The sequence below is a fragment of the Streptomyces sp. NPDC101490 genome (assembly GCF_044767145.1).
In the GTDB taxonomy this organism is placed as follows: domain Bacteria; phylum Actinomycetota; class Actinomycetes; order Streptomycetales; family Streptomycetaceae; genus Streptomyces.
Genome location: NZ_JBIWNI010000003.1, coordinates 49,219 through 65,185, shown reverse-complemented (window position 1 = coordinate 65,185; position 15,967 = coordinate 49,219). Strand labels below are relative to the sequence as shown.

General features: G+C 74.1%; 17 protein-coding genes and 1 riboswitch. Of the genes, 10 read left to right on the top strand and 7 right to left on the bottom strand.

Annotated features, from left to right (window positions below; translation table 11 throughout):
• Positions 1-94: 94 nt before the first annotated feature.
• The 4 genes from ACIRQY_RS07995 to ACIRQY_RS07980 form a co-directional block, all read right to left on the bottom strand.
• Positions 95-1,603, bottom strand: coding sequence for a cobyric acid synthase (locus tag ACIRQY_RS07995; RefSeq protein ID WP_403922922.1), 1,509 nt, complete (start codon positions 1,601-1,603; stop codon positions 95-97).
• Positions 1,600-2,562 (bottom strand): cobalamin biosynthesis protein, encoded by a 963-nt coding sequence (locus ACIRQY_RS07990; protein ID WP_403922920.1) that lies wholly within the window; start codon positions 2,560-2,562, stop codon positions 1,600-1,602. Before ACIRQY_RS07990 ends, ACIRQY_RS07995 begins: the two co-directional genes overlap by 4 nt.
• A 31-nt stretch (positions 2,563-2,593) precedes the next feature.
• Positions 2,594-2,737, bottom strand: a riboswitch (cobalamin riboswitch).
• Between the two features lie 127 nt (positions 2,738-2,864).
• Positions 2,865-3,086, bottom strand: a complete 222-nt coding sequence (locus ACIRQY_RS07985; protein ID WP_351795060.1) for a hypothetical protein — start codon at positions 3,084-3,086, stop codon at positions 2,865-2,867.
• A 12-nt stretch (positions 3,087-3,098) separates the two neighbouring features.
• Positions 3,099-4,373, bottom strand: a complete 1,275-nt coding sequence (locus ACIRQY_RS07980; protein ID WP_403922918.1) for an anion permease — start codon at positions 4,371-4,373, stop codon at positions 3,099-3,101.
• A gap of 373 nt (positions 4,374-4,746) precedes the next feature.
• On the opposite strand from ACIRQY_RS07980, the gene ACIRQY_RS07975 reads away from it, so the two are divergent.
• Together ACIRQY_RS07975 and ACIRQY_RS07970 are read left to right on the top strand one after the other, a co-directional pair.
• Positions 4,747-5,874, top strand: a complete 1,128-nt coding sequence (locus tag ACIRQY_RS07975) for an alpha/beta hydrolase (RefSeq protein WP_403922916.1) — start codon at positions 4,747-4,749, stop codon at positions 5,872-5,874.
• A 142-nt stretch (positions 5,875-6,016) separates the two neighbouring features.
• Entirely contained in the window at positions 6,017-7,387 is a 1,371-nt protein-coding gene (locus ACIRQY_RS07970) for a hypothetical protein (RefSeq protein ID WP_403923841.1), read from the top strand.
• A 43-nt stretch (positions 7,388-7,430) separates the two neighbouring features.
• Here ACIRQY_RS07970 and ACIRQY_RS07965 read toward each other — a convergent pair whose 3' ends face one another.
• Together ACIRQY_RS07965 and ACIRQY_RS07960 are read right to left on the bottom strand one after the other, a co-directional pair.
• Positions 7,431-7,832, bottom strand: a complete 402-nt coding sequence (locus ACIRQY_RS07965) for a VOC family protein (RefSeq protein ID WP_403922914.1) — start codon at positions 7,830-7,832, stop codon at positions 7,431-7,433.
• Positions 7,833-7,900: 68 nt separating this feature from the next.
• Positions 7,901-8,791, bottom strand: coding sequence for a neutral zinc metallopeptidase (locus ACIRQY_RS07960; protein ID WP_351795047.1), 891 nt, complete (start codon positions 8,789-8,791; stop codon positions 7,901-7,903).
• A gap of 281 nt (positions 8,792-9,072) precedes the next feature.
• On the opposite strand from ACIRQY_RS07960, the gene ACIRQY_RS07955 reads away from it, so the two are divergent.
• From ACIRQY_RS07955 to ACIRQY_RS07945, 3 genes are all read left to right on the top strand, one after another.
• Positions 9,073-10,671, top strand: a complete 1,599-nt coding sequence (locus ACIRQY_RS07955; protein WP_351795044.1) for an ABC-F family ATP-binding cassette domain-containing protein — start codon at positions 9,073-9,075, stop codon at positions 10,669-10,671.
• A 433-nt stretch (positions 10,672-11,104) separates the two neighbouring features.
• Positions 11,105-11,326: a helix-turn-helix domain-containing protein gene (locus tag ACIRQY_RS07950; protein WP_006123601.1), complete on the top strand. Its 222-nt coding sequence runs from the start codon at positions 11,105-11,107 to the stop codon at positions 11,324-11,326.
• Between the two features lie 129 nt (positions 11,327-11,455).
• Positions 11,456-12,256 (top strand): enoyl-CoA hydratase/isomerase family protein, encoded by an 801-nt coding sequence (locus ACIRQY_RS07945; RefSeq protein ID WP_403922911.1) that lies wholly within the window; start codon positions 11,456-11,458, stop codon positions 12,254-12,256.
• Positions 12,257-12,673: 417 nt separating this feature from the next.
• Here ACIRQY_RS07945 and ACIRQY_RS07940 read toward each other — a convergent pair whose 3' ends face one another.
• Positions 12,674-13,312: a hypothetical protein gene (locus tag ACIRQY_RS07940; protein WP_351795038.1), complete on the bottom strand. Its 639-nt coding sequence runs from the start codon at positions 13,310-13,312 to the stop codon at positions 12,674-12,676.
• 93 nt (positions 13,313-13,405) lie between these two features.
• On the opposite strand from ACIRQY_RS07940, the gene ACIRQY_RS07935 reads away from it, so the two are divergent.
• From ACIRQY_RS07935 to amaP, 5 genes are read left to right on the top strand one after another with little or no spacing between them, the layout of a single operon-like run.
• Positions 13,406-13,882 (top strand): Asp23/Gls24 family envelope stress response protein, encoded by a 477-nt coding sequence (locus ACIRQY_RS07935; protein WP_351795035.1) that lies wholly within the window; start codon positions 13,406-13,408, stop codon positions 13,880-13,882.
• A 50-nt stretch (positions 13,883-13,932) separates the two neighbouring features.
• Positions 13,933-14,124 (top strand): hypothetical protein, encoded by a 192-nt coding sequence (locus ACIRQY_RS07930; protein ID WP_351795032.1) that lies wholly within the window; start codon positions 13,933-13,935, stop codon positions 14,122-14,124.
• 7 nt (positions 14,125-14,131) lie between these two features.
• Positions 14,132-14,488, top strand: a complete 357-nt coding sequence (locus ACIRQY_RS07925; RefSeq protein ID WP_351795029.1) for an Asp23/Gls24 family envelope stress response protein — start codon at positions 14,132-14,134, stop codon at positions 14,486-14,488.
• Positions 14,485-15,198, top strand: a complete 714-nt coding sequence (locus ACIRQY_RS07920; protein ID WP_403922908.1) for a DUF6286 domain-containing protein — start codon at positions 14,485-14,487, stop codon at positions 15,196-15,198. Before ACIRQY_RS07925 ends, ACIRQY_RS07920 begins: the two co-directional genes overlap by 4 nt.
• A gap of 4 nt (positions 15,199-15,202) precedes the next feature.
• Entirely contained in the window at positions 15,203-15,790 is a 588-nt protein-coding gene (gene amaP / locus ACIRQY_RS07915; RefSeq protein ID WP_403922906.1) for an alkaline shock response membrane anchor protein AmaP, read from the top strand.
• Positions 15,791-15,967: the final 177 nt, after the last annotated feature.

The following is a 15,967-nucleotide window of genomic DNA, read 5'->3' as shown; positions in this document are numbered from 1 at the left end:
AGTTCGCTCCACGGGCGTCCCGTCCGGGACCCCGTGCTTCCGGTGCCGGCGGGGACGGCCGTCCGGGCGTCCGCGCCCGGGGCCCCGCCCGCGCTCACGGCGCTCCCGGCGGCACGAACGGCAGGCCGGGCGGCGGACCGTCCTCGATCAGCCGCAGCAGCGCGTCGGTGTCCGCGTGTTCCTCGATCAGGTCGCCGAGCCGGTCGAGCTGCTCCTCGCGGAGCGCCCCGAACGAGGTGTCCGGCGCCGGGACGAAGCGGCGCCCGGCCGCCGAGGCGACCTCCCGCAGGAACGCGCGCCGGAAACCGTCGCTCTCCAGCGAGCCGTGCCAGTGGGTGCCCCACACGGACCCCACCTGGCATCCGTCGAGGAACGTCTCGCCGCCCAGGACCTCGGCGACGCCGTGGTGGATCTCGTACCCCTCGACGCGTTCCCCGAGGGCCTCGCCCGTCGGCCGGGCGAGGGTCTTCTCGCGGGCGAAGCGGACCCGTACGGGCAGCAGCCCCAGCCCGGCGACGGCCCCCGCCCTCGACTCGACCTCGTCGTCGATGTGCTCGCCGAGGACCTGGAAGCCGCCGCAGATCCCCAGCACCGGACGGCCCTCGGCCGCGCGCCGGACGAGGGCGTCGGCGAGTCCCCGCTCGCGCAGCCAGGCCAGCGCCCGGACCGTGCCCCGGGTGCCGGGCACGACGACGAGGTCCGCGTCGACGAGTTCCTCGGGCCGGTCGACGAAGCGGACGACGACGCCCGGCTCGGCCGCCAGCGCGTCCACGTCCGTGAAGTTGGACATCAGCGGTACGGCGCAGACGGCGACCCGCAGCACGTCCGCGCCGACCGGCGGGGCGACGACCGACTCGCGGACCGTGCCGCGCAGCGAGACGCGCAGCCCGTCCTCCTCGTCGATGCCGAGGCCGTGCGCGTACGGCAGGACGCCGAAGGTGCGGCGGCCGGTCAGCCCGTGCAGCATGTCGAGGCCCGGTTCGAGGAGGCTCACATCGCCCCGGAACTTGTTCACCAGGTATCCGGCGACCAGCTCCTGGTCCTCGGGGGCCAGCAGCGCCGTCGTGCCGAAGAACTGGGCGAAGACCCCGCCCCGGTCGATGTCGCCGACCACCACGACGGGCAGCCGCGCGGCCCGCGCGACCCCCATGTTGACGATGTCGGTGCGCCGCAGGTTGATCTCGGCGGGGCTGCCCGCGCCCTCGCAGATCACCGCGTCGTAGCTGCTCCGCAGCTCCTCCAGGCAGGCCATCACCGGCTCGAACAGCTCCTTCTGCCGTCCGCCGTGGTAGCCCCGGGCGCTCATCTCGCCGACCGGCCGGCCCATCAGGACGACCTGGCTGGAGCGGTCGCCGCCCGGCTTGAGGAGCACCGGGTTCATCAGCGCCGTCGGCTCCACCCGGGCGGCCTGCGCCTGCATGGCCTGGGCCCGGCCTATCTCGGCGCCCTCGCGGGTCACGAAGGAGTTCAGGGACATGTTCTGTCCCTTGAACGGCGCCACCTTCAGGCCCTTTCGGACCAGCCAGCGGCAGATCCCGGCCGTCACGACGCTCTTCCCGGCATCGGACGTCGTACCGGCGACCAGCAGCCCCCCACCCCTCACTTCGTCCTCCGCTTCACGGTGTCGGTCAGCATCCGGCCGCCCACGCAGACGGCCAGGGTGAGCGCGGTGACCCGGCGGGACAGCCGGACCGCCCGTTCGATGTCGGGCACCTCGACGGCCCGGCCCGTCGTGTTGAGCACCGGCCGGTGCTCGACCCGGCCGCCGTACGCGAGGGTGCCGCCGAGCCGTACGCCGAGCGCGCCCGCGAAGGACGCCTCGACGGGGCCCGCGTTGGGGCTGGGGTGGTGTGCCGCGTCCGCCCGCCAGGCCCGTACGGACCCGCGCGGGTCCCCGCCCGCGACGGTGGCGAGGACGGCCGTCAGCCGGGCGCCGGGCCAGCCCGCGAGGTCGTCGAGCCGGGCCGAGGCCCAGCCGAAGCGGCGGTGCCGCGCGGACTTGTGGCCGACCATCGCGTCCAGGGTGTTCACGGCCCGGAAGCCGAGCAGCCCGGGCACGCCCGCGACCGCGCCCCAGAACAGGGCGCCGACCACGGCGTCGGAGGTGTTCTCGGCGACGGACTCGACGACGGCGCGGGCCATCGCGGGCCCGTCCAGGGAGTGCGGGTCGCGCCCGCACAGGTGCGGCAGCCGCTCCCGGGCCACCTCCAGGTCCCCGGCGGCCAGCGCCCCGCCGATCGCGCGGGCCTCCCGGCCCAGGGTCGTCCCGCCGACGACGGCCCAGACGGAGACGGCGGTGAGGGCGACGGCGGCGGACGGCCGGTCGCGCACGGTCCGTGCGGCGAGGGCGCCCAGGGCCACGGCGGTTCCGGCGCAGACGGCGGTGTGCAGGGCGCCCCAGCCCCGGTGGTCGTGGTGGAGGCGGTCCTCGACGGCGGCGGCGGCCCGGCCGAACGCGGCGACGGGATGCCCCCTCCGGGGGTCGCCGACGAGCAGGTCCACGGCGAGACCGGCGGCGGTGCCGCACGCGAACACACCGGTGGTACGGGGGAGGCCGGGCATGGCGCTCTGTCCTCACTCAGGGTCCGCGCCCTGGATCGACGTCACCGGCGGCGAGAGTTCCTGGCTCCCGGACCCCTGGGGTCCGGTCACAGTGGCGGGACCGCGCCGGATTCGCACCGGACTTCCTCTTCTGCCGCCGTCTTGGCCCCGGCAGTCCACCACGCCCCGAGAACAGCCGTCAACTCACCCTTGACCTGCGACGGGTCACTGTGCGGAGCACCACAGACACGGCCCGGACGCGCACGGAGGCCGGGTGGCCGCACACGAGGTGCGGCCACCCGGCCTCCGGGGAGCGTGGACCGTCAGACGACGATCAGGTAGATGCCGTACGACACGGCCGCGACGCACAGGGCGAAGCAGGCGTAGGCGCCGGTACGGGCCAGGACGGCGGAGCCGCCCCGCGCGGCGGCCTGCTCCTGCTTGGAGAGGCCGACGATGCCGAGGGTGAAGAGGCCCACGAGGGCGAGAGTGGCCACGAGGCTGACTCCGAACACGGAGCCGAGGGCCGCCCAGTCGATCTTCATGTCGTTCGTTCCTTACACCGCTGCGGCGGAGGCCGGGGGAGCGGACGGGTCGATGGGGGCCGGGGCCGGGATGGTCGTCTTCAGGTCCGCGTCCGTGACGGTGCCGAAGGAGCCGGCCGGCGGCGGCGGGGTGACGGCGGCCATCGCGGTGGTCACCACGCCCGCGGGCTCCGCCGGGGCGTCGGTCTCGACCTCGTTGACGTTGTGGTGGTCGACCGGCTTGCGGCGGGACAGCACCCAGATGTAGGCCGAGCCGCCGACCAGGACGGCCGCGGTGGCGGCGATGCCCCAGGGGCCCTGCTTGGTGAGGAACTCGGCACCGGCGCCGACCAGACCCGCGGCGGGCAGGGTCAGGCCCCAGGCGACGAACATCCGGGTCGCGGTCGACCAGCGGACGACACCGCCCTTGCGGCCGAGACCGGCACCCATCACGGCACCCGAGCAGGACTGGGTGGTGGAGAGGGAGAAGCCGAGGTGCGAGGAGGCCAGGATGACCGTCGCGGCGCTGGTCTGGGCGGTGAAGCCCTGCTGCGGCTGGAGGTCGGTGAGGCCCTTGCCCATGGTGCGGATGATGCGCCAGCCGCCGAGGTAGGTACCGAGGGCGATGGCGACACCGGCGGAGACGATGACCCAGAAGGGCGGGTTGGCACCAGGGGCGACGACGCCCTGGGTGACCAGCGCGAGGGTGATGATGCCCATCGTCTTCTGCGCGTCGTTGGTGCCGTGGGCCAGGGAGACGAGACCGGCGGAGGCGATCTGGCCGACCCGGTAGCCCTTGGCGGTGTGCTTCTCCTCGGTCTTCGCGCCGATCTTGTACGTCAGGCGGGTCGCCAGCATCGCGGCGAGACCGGCGACGAGCGGGGCGGCGATGGCCGGGATCAGCACCTTGGTGATGATCGTCGGGCCGTTCACGGCCGACCAGCCGGCCGACATGACCGCGGCGCCGATGAGGCCGCCGAAGAGGGCGTGGGACGAGCTGGACGGCAGGCCCAGGAGCCAGGTCAGCAGGTTCCACAGGATCGCGCCGACCAGCGCGGCGAAGATCACCTCTGTTCGGATGCCCTCTTCGTTGATGATCCCGCCGGAGATCGTCTTGGCGACCTCCACGGACAGGAACGCGCCGACGAGGTTGAGCACGGCGGACATGGCCACCGCCGTCTTGGGCTTGAGCGCACCGGTCGAGATGGTCGTGGCCATCGCGTTCGCGGTGTCGTGGAAACCGTTCGTGAAATCGAACACGAGAGCTGTCACGACCACAATGGCGAGCAGCAGCGTGATGTGTTCCATTTACCCAGGCAATCGTTTGACGTCAGTGGCCAGCCGAACGTAAGCAACCTGGGTGAACGGAAGGTGAACTGGGTAGGGCGCGACGGTGTCTCTATCCGGTGTCAACAGATTCCGCTTACGGCTCCCGGGCACCCGCTGTCCACGATGCGGTCACCCCGCAACCCCGGGTAATCCCGGACGACACCGGGCACGTACGACCTGTCCCGGTTCCGCCCCCGCCACCCGGTTCCGCTCCCCGGACCGGACCATCCGACCGGGGGACCCCCCTGAGGAGACTCATGTCACTCCCCCGGGGGACCCCGCGGCCCGCTCCCCGCCCCCCGGGCGGCCCCGTCCGGTGGCAGCCCGCCGCCACCCTGCCGAGACTGGGAACGTGCGCCCCGCTACAGCGACGGCAGCGGCCGTCACCACCCTGCTCGGTGTCGGCGCGGCCGCGGTCGCGGCCGGCCGGTACGCCAGCGACGCCGCCCTCAAGGCGCCGTCCGGACGTCCCCTGCCCGGGGAACCCCGACTGACCGTGCACGCCACCGGCCCCGAACGGATCACCCTCACCCGGGGCCTCGCCTCACTGCGCCCCGGCACCTACGGCATCGAGGGCCACGGCCTGCACGCCGTCGTCGGCCCCGTCCTCGACCGCGTCCCGCACACCGCCGACACCGTCGTCCGGCGCCTCGAACGGGTCGAGCTCGGCGTCGTCGCCCCCGGCGTCCGCGTCCGCCTCACCCCCCAGCTCCACCGGGGCACCCCGACCTCCGCCCTCGGCATCCCCCACGAGGACACCGAGATCCCCGGCGAACTCGGCCCCCTGCCCGCCTGGCTGGCCGCCGCCCCCCGCAGCACCTGGGTCATCGCCCTGCACGGCCTCGGCACCACCCGCGAGCACCCGCTGAACGTCCTCCCCTTCTTCCACCGGAGCAAGGTCCCCGTCCTGATCCCCGCCTACCGGGGCGACGAGGGCGCGCCGCCCTCCCCCGACGGACTCGCCCACCTCGGCGCCTCCGAATGGCGCGACGTCGACGCCGCCATCCGCTACGCCCTCCGCCGGGGCGCCGGCCAGGTCGTCCTGCACGGCTGGGGGACCGGCGCCACGATGGCCCTGCGCGCCGCCGCCGAATCCGGCGTCCGCGACCGGATCGCCGGACTCGTCCTCGACTCCCCGGTCCTCGACTGGGAAGCCACCCTGCGCAACCTCGCCGCCGCCCGGCACGTCCCCGGACCGCTGATCCCGCTCGCCGTCCGCGCCGCCCAGGGCAGGACCGGCCCGCACGGCGACCTCCTCGAAGCCGCCTCCGCGCCCGACGCCCTGCGCGTCCCCGTCCTCCTCCTGCACGGGCCCGACGACACCCTCGCCTCCTGGGAACCCTCCGTCGAGCTGGCCGCCCGCCGCCCCGACCTCGTCACCCTCCAGACCGTCCGGCACGCCCCCCACGCCTGTCTGTGGAACGCCGACCCCGTCCGTTACGAGGAGGGCCTCCGCCGCTTCCTCACCCCCCTCCTCTGAGGAGGGCCGGACGGCCCGGGCCGGACGGGTCCCCGGACCCCTCCGCCCGCACCCGCCACGACGGGGTGGCCGATTCCGATTGGGCTTTCGGGCCGTCAGCGGGAAGACTGCCCCCGTGACGTCTCGAAAGCCCGATGAACCATTGGCGCGCAACTCCAGACTCCGACTCGTCCGCCCGCGGGCGCTGGCCACTGCCCGACGGGCCGTGACGACCCGGCGCACCCGGCCGGCGCCGAGGCCGCCCGAGGGCACTCCGCCCCGCGCGGAACTCGCCCGCCAGGCCCGGCACGTCCTCGCCGACGCCGTACGGATCGCCCGCTGGGCCGCCGTCGAGCGCGGCGCGGGCGCGGCCCCCGGCACCGGCCCCGCCCGGGAACGGGCCGCCGCCGCACTGGACCTGACACCCGGCCAGATCCGGGCCGGCTGGGACCGGGCCCGGCTCGCCGGACTCGTCGAACTCCACGGCGGCACCGCCCGCCCCGGCTGGCGCCTCCACGCCTGGGACCGCGACGACTCCGCCGTGCTGCGCGGCTGGGTCGCGCTCCTCGACGCCTGGTCCCTGGTGCACCCGTCCCCCGAGGACGTCGCGCCGGGCGCCGTCGCCGAGGTCGTCGAGGCCCTCCCGCAGGTCCTCACCCTGCTCCAGCTCTCCCACGGCCCGGTCGACGTCCCCGTCCTCCTCGACCTCCTCGGCCAGCGCGTCGAGGAACTGCGCGAGGAGCGCTGCGAGGTCCCGCCCGCGGAACCCGCCCCCGAGACCCAGGACACCCCCGGCACCGACGGGCTCCCCGCCCTCCTCGACTGGGCCCTCGAAGGCCTCGCGGCCGTCGGCGCGCTCACCCTCGGCCCCGGCCCCGAGGCGCGGCACGCCACCCTCACCCCGCTCGGCAACTGGGCTGTCTGGGTCAAGCTGGAGCAGATCTGCGTCGCCGCGCAGAGCCCCGCGGGCAACATCGAGCAGTCCGCCGAGGACATGCTCAGGGGCTGCGCCCGGCTCACCCCCGGACCCGCCCGCGCCGAGTACCGCGCCTGGCTCGCCGCCCGCACCCTCTCCAGCGCGGTGACCGAACTCCTCACCGTCGCCCGGGGCGAGGACGCCCTGCTGCGCGGGCTCGCCTTCGAGGCGCTCCGGGTCGTCGGCGCCCCCGCCGAGGCCGAGGTCCGCGCCACCGTCGCCGAGCCGTCACTGCGCCCGTACGCCCTGCTCTGGCTCGCCGAGTACGAGGGCGCCGACCCCGACGACGCCCAGGAGGTGCTGACCCGCGAGGAGGCCACCTGGCTCTGGGTGGACACGGCGGCGGCCGTCGCGGACCACGGCGAGAGCGCGCTGCTCGTCCGGCACCTCGACTCCGCCGTGCAGGGCACCGTCCCGGCGCTGCTCGACGAGGTCCGCGCCGTCGGTCACCCCCGTACGGTCCAGGTCCTGGTCGCCCTCGCCGCCGCCCACCCGGACCCGGCCCTCGCGAAGGCGGTCCGCAGGGCCGCCTTCCAGGTCCACACCGGGGGAGAGTGACGGGCCCCGGCCCGGCGCGTCACGTCCTCAGCCCGGCGCCCCGCTACTCGGCGGCGCCGGGCAGGTACGTCCCGAAGCTCCAGACGTTCCCCTCGGCGTCCCGGGCCGCGTACTCCCGCGAGCCGTAGTCCTGGTCCCGGAGCGGCAGCACGATCTCGGCGCCGCGGGCGACCGCGCGCGCGTGGTGCGCGTCGGCGTCGTCCACGTGCACATAGACCCCGACCGGGCCCGCACCGGCCATCAGCCGGTCGAACTCGCTTCCGGTGCCCCTGCTGCCCAGCATCACCATCCCGTTCCCGTACGACAGCTCGGCGTGCGCGATCCGCCCGTCCTCGCCCTCGTACACCGCCGTCGCGGTGAACCCGAACGCGTCCGTGAGCTGCGCGATCGCCGCCTTCGCGTCCGCGTACAGCAGGGTCGGACAGACCTGGGGTGCCCCGGTCATCCCGATCACTTCCTCTCGATCCGTTCCCGTGTGACCCGGGTCTCATTCTCGCAGCCGCCTCCGACAGCTCAGCGGAACGTGTCGCACCGGGCCATGTCGCCGGTCCGGTAGCCCTCCTGGAACCACCGCTGGCGCTGCGCCGCCGAGCCGTGCGTCCAGTTCTCCGGTGTCACCCGGCCCTGGAAGCGCTGCTGGACGCGGTCGTCCCCGACCGCCGCCGCCGCGTCCAGGCCGTCCCTGATGTCCGCGTCGGTGAGCCGGGTGAGCAGCGGCCGGCCCGTCCGGTCGTCGGGGCTGGTGGTCGCGTGCCGCGCCCACACCCCCGCGTAGCAGTCGGCCTGGAGCTCGACCTTCACGGCGTTGGAGTTCGCGCCGGTCCGCCCGTCCTGGGCGCGGCTCAGCGTCCCCATCAGGTTCTGGACGTGGTGGCCGTACTCGTGCGCCACCACGTACGCCTGGGCGAAGGGTCCGCCGCTCGACCCGAACTTCGTGCGCAGCTCGTCGAAGAAGCCCAGGTCCAGATAGACCTGCCGGTCGCCGGGGCAGTAGAAGGGTCCGACGGCCGAGGTCGCGGAGCCGCACGCGGTGTCGACCCGGCCGCTGAACAGCACGGTCCGCGCGTTCGCGTACGTACCGCCCCGGCGCGCGTACTCGGCCCGCCAGTAGTCCTGCACGCTGTTGACGACGGCGACGATCCGGCAGTCCTCGCGCGTGTTGGCGTCGGAGCCCTTCCTGCAGCTCTGGTCGACCTGGGCGACGGAGGACGCGGTCGCCGCCGGTTCGTCACCGCCGGAGGAGAGCCCGAGCTGCTCGGGGCCGATCCCGAAGAACAGTCCGAGGAGCAGGGCGACGACCCCGGCGATGCCGCCGCCGATGGTCGCCCTCCCGCCGGGGACGCGGCTGCCCCGGACGTCCTTGACCTCCGAGGTGTCCAGGTCGGCGTCGTCGTCGAACTGCACGGTCCATCCTCCTCCGCGTCGCCGCCGCGGCAGAGGCCGCCGCCCTGCGCCGAGTATCGGATGATCTCTGGATGATCGCCCCTTTTCGGCAGCGATGGCGGTGATGGCGGTGGCGGTGAGGTGCGGAAAGGGGCGGCCGTCCGTCCCGCCGCCCGCGCGGCCGAAAAGCAGTTGCAGGTGCCCGTTAGACTGGCCGCATGGCCATTCTCCTCGTGGGTTAGCGGCGTCGAAGCCCTCCCCAGCAGTTCCTTCCGCCCTTCCCATCGTCCTGGAGTCTGTCCGTGATCACCGCATCCGGCATCGAGCTGCGCGCCGGCGCCCGTGTCCTCATCGAGTCCGCTTCCTTCCGCATCGCCAAGGGCGACCGCATCGGCCTCGTCGGCCGCAACGGAGCGGGCAAGACCACCCTCACCAAGTGCCTCGCGGGCCAGGGCGTGCCCGCCGGGGGCACCATCACCCGCTCCGGCGAGGTCGGCTACCTCCCGCAGGACCCGCGCACCGGCGACCTCGACGTGCTGGCCCGCGACCGCATCCTCTCCGCCCGCGGCCTCGACACCCTCATCAAGAAGATGCGGATGAACGAGGAGCGCATCGCCACCGGCTCCGGCGGCACCCGCGACAAGGCGATGAAGCAGTACGAGCGCCAGGAGACCGAGTTCCTCACCAAGGGCGGATACGCGGCCGAGGCCGAGGCCTCCACCATCGCCGCCGCCCTGGGCCTGCCCGACCGGGTCATGGCCCAGCCGCTGCACACCCTCTCCGGCGGTCAGCGCCGCCGGGTCGAGCTGGCCCGCATCCTCTTCTCGGACGCCGACACGCTCCTGCTCGACGAGCCGACCAACCACCTCGACGCCGACTCCATCGTCTGGCTGCGCGACTACCTGAAGAGCTACCGGGGCGGCTTCATCGTCATCTCCCACGACGTCGACCTCGTCGAGACCGTGGTCAACAAGGTCTTCTACCTGGACGCCAACCGCTCCACGATCGACGTCTACAACATGGGCTGGAAGCTCTACCAGCAGCAGCGCGAGGCCGACGAGAAGCGCCGCAAGCGCGAGCGCCAGAACGCCGAGAAGAAGGCCGCCGCCCTCAACTCGCAGGCCGACAAGATGCGCGCCAAGGCGACCAAGACCGTCGCCGCGCAGAACATGGCCAAGCGCGCCGAGCGGCTGCTCTCCGGCCTCGAGGCGGTCCGCGCCTCCGACAAGGTCGCCAAGCTCCGCTTCCCGGAGCCCGCGCCCTGCGGCAAGACCCCGCTCACGGCCGAGGGGCTCTCCAAGTCCTACGGCTCGCTGGAGATCTTCACCGATGTCGACCTCGCCATCGACAAGGGCTCCCGCGTCGTCATCCTCGGCCTCAACGGCGCGGGCAAGACCACGCTGCTGCGGCTGCTCGCCGGTGCCGAGAAGCCCGACACGGGCGAGGTGACCCCCGGCCACGGCCTCAAGCTCGGCTACTACGCCCAGGAGCACGAGACGCTCGACCCCGAGCGCAGCGTCCTGGAGAACATGCGCTCCGCCGCGCCCGACCTCGACCTCGTCGACGTGCGCAAGACGCTCGGCTCCTTCCTGTTCTCCGGCGACGACGTCGACAAGCCCGCCGGAGTGCTCTCCGGCGGTGAGAAGACCCGTCTCGCGCTGGCCACCCTGGTCGTCTCCTCGGCGAACGTCCTCCTCCTCGACGAGCCCACCAACAACCTCGACCCGGCGAGCCGCGAGGAGATCCTCGGGGCCCTGCGCACCTACAAGGGCGCCGTCGTCCTCGTCACCCACGACGAGGGCGCGGTGGAGGCGCTGGAGCCGGAGCGGATCATCCTGCTCCCGGACGGCGTCGAGGACCTGTGGGGCCCGGACTACGCGGACCTGGTGACCCTCGCCTGACGCGGGGAGCCCCCCCCCGGGCGCACACCGTGACGTCCCGACGACACCCGGTGGCGGCCCCGGGAGCACCCCGTGACGCCCCGGACGCGGTCCGTGGCCAAGGGGAGTGATCATGACCGGCTGGATCATTCGGCCCATGGGTGATCCATCATCTGAGTGAGGACGTCTCGTACCTTCCGGCGCGGAGCTCTGCCGAATCCTTCCGGCGGACCCGCGCCGCTCGCTTTCCTCCGCCGCGCCGCTGACCTGGCACTTCCCGCCCCCGAGGGGCGAGGGTCCGGTTTTCCCGCCACTGGAATCAGGGGTTCCGATCGTGGTGACGCGGCACTCGTCCACAAACCCGGCGGCACGGACCTTGTCGAATGGGTGGCCAGGATGGACGGAAGGGGTGATCATGAGAAGTCCAGAGCGCACTTCCCATGAGGAGGCACGGGTGGCCGAGACTCTGAAGAAGGGCAGCCGGGTGACCGGCGCCGCGCGCGACAAGCTCGCGGCAGACCTGAAGAAGAAGTACGACTCCGGTGCGAGCATCCGGGCGCTGGCCGAGGAAACCGGCCGCTCCTACGGATTCGTCCACCGGATGCTCAGCGAATCCGGAGTCACGCTGCGTGGACGCGGCGGAGCGACCCGGGGCAAGAAGGCGGCCTCGGCCTGACGCCGGGGCGCCTCGACCGGCCACCGGGTCTCCCGGTGGCCACCCGGTCGGTCCCCGGACCGGCCCGGGTGGTTACTGTGCAGTCACTTAGCATCGGACAGAGTGCTGCACCGGAACCGGAGGCGCCCCATGACCACGCTCGACGACTCTGAACCCGTCATCGACAAGGACGGTGTACGGCTCACCGTCGAGGACGCCGTTGCCACGGTGACCCTGACCCATCCGGCGAAGCGCAACGCCCAGTCTCCCGCTCTGTGGCGGGCGTTGACGGAAGCCGGCCGGTCGTTGCCCGGCAGCGTGCGGGTCGTCGTGCTGCGCGGTGAGGGCAAGTCCTTCTCCGCCGGACTCGACCGGCAGGCGTTCACGCCCGAGGGCTTCGACGGAGAGCCGTCCTTCCTCGATCTCGCGCGCGGTTCCGACGAGGAACTCGACGCGGTCATCGGCGAGTACCAGGAGGCGTTCACCTGGTGGCGCCGCAGCGACCTCGTGTCGATCGCGGCGGTCCAGGGGCACGCCATCGGCGCGGGCTTCCAACTCGCCCTCGCCTGCGACCTGAGGGTCGTCGCCGAGGACGTGCGGTTCGCCATGCGCGAGACCAGCCTGGGTCTCGTCCCGGACCTGACCGGGACGCACCCGCTCGTCTCGCTCGTGGGGTACGCCCGCGCGCTGGAGATCTGCGCCACCGGCCGCTTCGTGCACGCCGAGGAGGCCGAGCGCATCGGCCTCGCCAACCTCTCCGTGCCCGCCGAGGACCTCGACGCGGCGGTACGGGACCTCACCGCCGCCCTGCTCGCGGCACCCCGCGACGCGGTCACCGAGACCAAGGCGCTCCTGCGGGGCGTCCAGGGCCGCTCGTACGAGGAGCAGCGCGCCGCCGAGCGCGCCGCCCAGGCCCGGCGCCTGCGCGATCTCGCGGGCATCGGCGACTGACACCACCGGCCGCGCCCCCGGCGCCCCGCCTCCGGGCGGCGACGGTGCCCGCCCGGCACCGGTACCGCCTCCCGGGTGGGAGGCGGTGCGGGGTGGAAGCCGGGGTGGGGGTGTCGTGGTGGGCCTTCCGGGGGTGTGCCGTGCCCCCGGAACCGTATGCCGTGATCCTTCCGGCGGTGCTTCCTCCCGCCTTCCCGGCCGTGAGGCCTCCTACCTCCCGCTTCCCGGCGGTGGGGCCTCCTGGGGCGTGTTTCGAAAGTCCCGCCTGCCTGGCGGCGTCTGGCACGCACGCTCGCCGCGTTGTCGGGATCACCCCGATACATCCAGTATCGGGGCGACCCTCCGCCTTGCGATCGCACGCACCAGACGCCGCCAGACCTGCCCTCCGGGCAGACGACGCTACTTTCGAAACACGCCCTAGCGGAAGCCCGACACCACCACCGTGACCGTGGTGCCCTTCGGGGACTTCTCCGCCACCGCGGCGCGGACGGCGCGGGCCACGTCCAGCGGGTGGCCGCCCGCCGTCACCGCGACCTCGACCCGTACCCCGGACGCGTCCCGTCGCACCGGCGGGCCCAGGGTGTCCGTGATCCCCGCGACCCCCGGCACTCCGAGGGCGAGCAGCGCCGCCGGGTCGTCCGTCGCCGGGGAGGTCGGGCCGGGCCGTGGGGCGGCGGGCTCCGGCTCCGGGGGTCCCGCCTCGAACAGCTCCGTCACCCGCAGGTCCACGGCCGCCACCACGAGCCCGAGCCCGTCCACGGCCGCCGCCAGGAGGGCCGCCCGCAGTTCCCCGGCCAGCTCGGGCAGCGGCCGTCCGGCCACCGCCCCGAACGAGGCCGTGATCCGCAGTCCCTCCGGTTCCTCGCCCTCCGGTGCCGGGCCGATCCGCAGTTCTCCGGGTACCACCCCCCGGACGGCCGCCCCGGCGCCGTCGAGTACCGAGCGCGCCGCCCGTTCGGTGATCAGGGCGCCGTCCGCCGCCGTCCCGAGCGGCAGCAGCCTGCCCGGGGCCAGGCGTTCGCGGACCGCCGCCGTCCAACCCTCAGCCGTCGTCATTGCCCCAGCCTGCCGTATCCCCGGGGCGGGACCGGGTAAGCGCCCTTAGTGTGGGCAAAGAACCCCGAAATATCCCAGAAGGGGCGAAACGCAATGACGGACACCACACAGTCCAGTGGCTCCACCGGCGGCGAGCAGCGCCGGACCTCGGTCACCAAGCGGGGTGGCGGCGCGGCCGCGTCCCGGGGCCGTACGACGATCGCCGACGGCGTCGTCGAGAAGATCGCCGGCCTCGCCGCCCGGGACGTCGTCGGCGTCCACGCGATGGGCAGCGGGCTCTCCCGCACCTTCGGCGCCGTGCGCGACCGGGTCCCCGGCGGAGGCGGCGCCAAGGCCAACGCCACCCGAGGGGTCAAGGCCGAGGTCGGCGAGGTGCAGACCGCGCTCGACCTGGAGATCGTCGTCGACTACGGCGTCTCCATCGCCGATGTGGCGGGCGACGTCCGCGAGAACGTCATCGCCGCCGTCGAGCGGATGACCGGCCTCGAAGTCGTCGAGGTCAACATCGCGGTCAGCGACGTGAAGCTGCCCGACGAGGAGGACGAGGAGCCCGAACAGCGGCTCCAGTAGCCCGACGGGCACGTACGGGGGGCTCAGGAAGACTCAGAAAGGGGTCAGGAATGAGCATGTCGGTGGTCGGCCTGCTGGCCGGCATGGCTCTCGGATTCGCCGGATACTTCGGCGGCTTCGGGGCGTTCGTACTGGTCGCCGCCTTGGGGGCGATCGGCTTCGTGGCCGGGCGCTTCCTCGACGGCGACCTCGAACCCGGCGATCTGTTCCGGAGCCGCGACCGCGGCGAACGGCGGCGGTGAGCGCGGGGTGACAGCCGACCTCGCCCCGGGCCCGGTCCGTGACCGGGGGGCCACCCGGATCGCCGACCGGGTCGTCGCGAAGATCGCGGCCCAGGCGGCCCGTGAGGCCGCGGGGCCCGTCCCCGAGGGAGCCTCGAAGCCGCACGCCTCGGTCGTCGTCCACCGGGACGCCGCGAAGGTCGCGGTCAGCCTCGAACTGGACTACCCGACCGACGTCGGGCGCCGGTGCGGGGCCGTGCGGAGCCGGGTCCGCAGCCGCGTGGAGGAACTGGTGGGCATGGACGTCCACGAGGTCACCGTCCAGGTGGAACGGCTCCACTCCCCGCTCACCCGGCAGACCGGCCGACGGGACCGCGTCTCATGACGACCACCCCGGAAGACCCCGGAAGCACAGGGCCCACCGGAAGTACCGGCCCCGGCGGCCCGGGGACTTCCGGTGGTCCCGGTGGTCCTGGTGACCCCGGTGGTCCCGGCCGCCCCGACGGCCCCGGTGGCGCGGGCGTGCCCGTGCTCTCCGGGGAACCCGTCCGCCGCGTCCGGCGCTTCTGGGCCGTCCGGCGGGTCCCCGCCGCACTCCTCGCGGCCGTCGTCCTCGGCGGGGCCGGGCTGCTCCTCTACGACGTGGCCGCCGTCCGCGCCGACCGCCGGGCCATGGCCTGGCGGCGTGAACTCGCCGACGGACTGGCCACCCGTCCGCTCGACGACACCTGGGTCGTCCTCGGCGCCGCCCTCGCGTGCGCCCTCGGCCTCTGGCTGCTCGTCCTCGCGCTCACCCCCGGCCTCCGCGCCGTCCTCCCGATGCGCCACGAACACGCCGACGTGCGCGCCGGCCTCGACCGGGAGGCGGCGGCCCTCACCCTGCGGGACCGGGCCATGGAGGTCTCCGGAGTGCAGTCCGTACGGGTCCGCGCGGGCCGCGCCAAGGTCTCGGTCCGCGCGCTCTCGCACTTCCGCCCGCTGGACGAGGTCCGCGCCGACCTGGAACGGGTCCTCACCACCGGCATCGGTGAACTGGGCCTCGCCCGCACACCCGCGCTGACGGTACGGGTGGCCCGCCCGCCCAGGAAGGGGTGACCCGGTGACGGTCGTCCTCCGGCGCGTCAACCGCGTCCTGCTCGCCCTCGCCGGGCTGCTGCTCCTCGTCGTCGGCGGGGCCGTCCTCGCCGCCGCCCTCGGGTCCTCCGTGCCGTCCTGGTGGCCCTGGTCGGGCCGCTCCGACGTGCTGCTCTCCACCGCCGACCGGCAGCGGTGGCGGGACGAGGGCTGGTGGTGGCCCGCGGTCATCGCGGCCCTCGGGATCGTCGTCCTGCTCGCCCTGTGGTGGCTGGTCGCCCAGTTCCGGCGGGCCCGGCTCGCCGAGGTCCTCGTCGACACCGGGGACGGAGAGGCGGCCCTGGTGCGCGGCCGGGCCCTGGAGGACGTCATGGAGGCGGACGCCACCGCCCAGGAGGGGGTGGCCCGGGCCAAGGTCGCCCTCACCGGCCGCCGGGCCGCGCCCCGCAGCCGGGTCGCGCTCCATCTGGAGCCGTACGCCGCCCCGGGCGACGCCCTGACCGCCCTCAGCTCCGAGGCCCTCGCCCACGCCCGTACGTCCACGGGGCTGCCCGCACTGCCCACCGAGGCGCGGCTGCGGGCCGTGAAGCACCGGGCCCGCCGGGTGACCTGACGGCGGGACGGGCCCCACCGGGCGGGCCGGTGGTGACTAGGGCGTGTTTCGAAAGTCCCGCCTGCCTGGCGGCGTCTGGCACGCGCGCTCGCCGCGTTGTCGGGATCACCCCGATACATCCAGTATCGGGGCGACCCTCCGCCTTGCGATCGCACGCACCAGACGCCGCCAGGCCTG

What these genes read in the sequence shown, in the direction of transcription:
- ACIRQY_RS07965 (WP_403922914.1), bottom strand. Translation starts at nt 7,832, where the DNA reads ATGACCGGGGCACCCCAGGTCTGTCCGACCCTGCTGTACGCGGACGCG.
- ACIRQY_RS07935 (WP_351795035.1), top strand. Translation starts at nt 13,406, where the DNA reads ATGACGGACACCACACAGTCCAGTGGCTCCACCGGCGGCGAGCAGCGC.
- ACIRQY_RS07945 (WP_403922911.1), top strand. Translation starts at nt 11,456, where the DNA reads ATGACCACGCTCGACGACTCTGAACCCGTCATCGACAAGGACGGTGTA.
- ACIRQY_RS07940 (WP_351795038.1), bottom strand. Translation starts at nt 13,312, where the DNA reads ATGACGACGGCTGAGGGTTGGACGGCGGCGGTCCGCGAACGCCTGGCC.
- ACIRQY_RS07980 (WP_403922918.1), bottom strand. Translation starts at nt 4,373, where the DNA reads ATGGAACACATCACGCTGCTGCTCGCCATTGTGGTCGTGACAGCTCTC.
- ACIRQY_RS07920 (WP_403922908.1), top strand. Translation starts at nt 14,485, where the DNA reads ATGACGACCACCCCGGAAGACCCCGGAAGCACAGGGCCCACCGGAAGT.
- ACIRQY_RS07930 (WP_351795032.1), top strand. Translation starts at nt 13,933, where the DNA reads ATGAGCATGTCGGTGGTCGGCCTGCTGGCCGGCATGGCTCTCGGATTC.
- ACIRQY_RS07985 (WP_351795060.1), bottom strand. Translation starts at nt 3,086, where the DNA reads ATGAAGATCGACTGGGCGGCCCTCGGCTCCGTGTTCGGAGTCAGCCTC.
- ACIRQY_RS07990 (WP_403922920.1), bottom strand. Translation starts at nt 2,562, where the DNA reads ATGCCCGGCCTCCCCCGTACCACCGGTGTGTTCGCGTGCGGCACCGCC.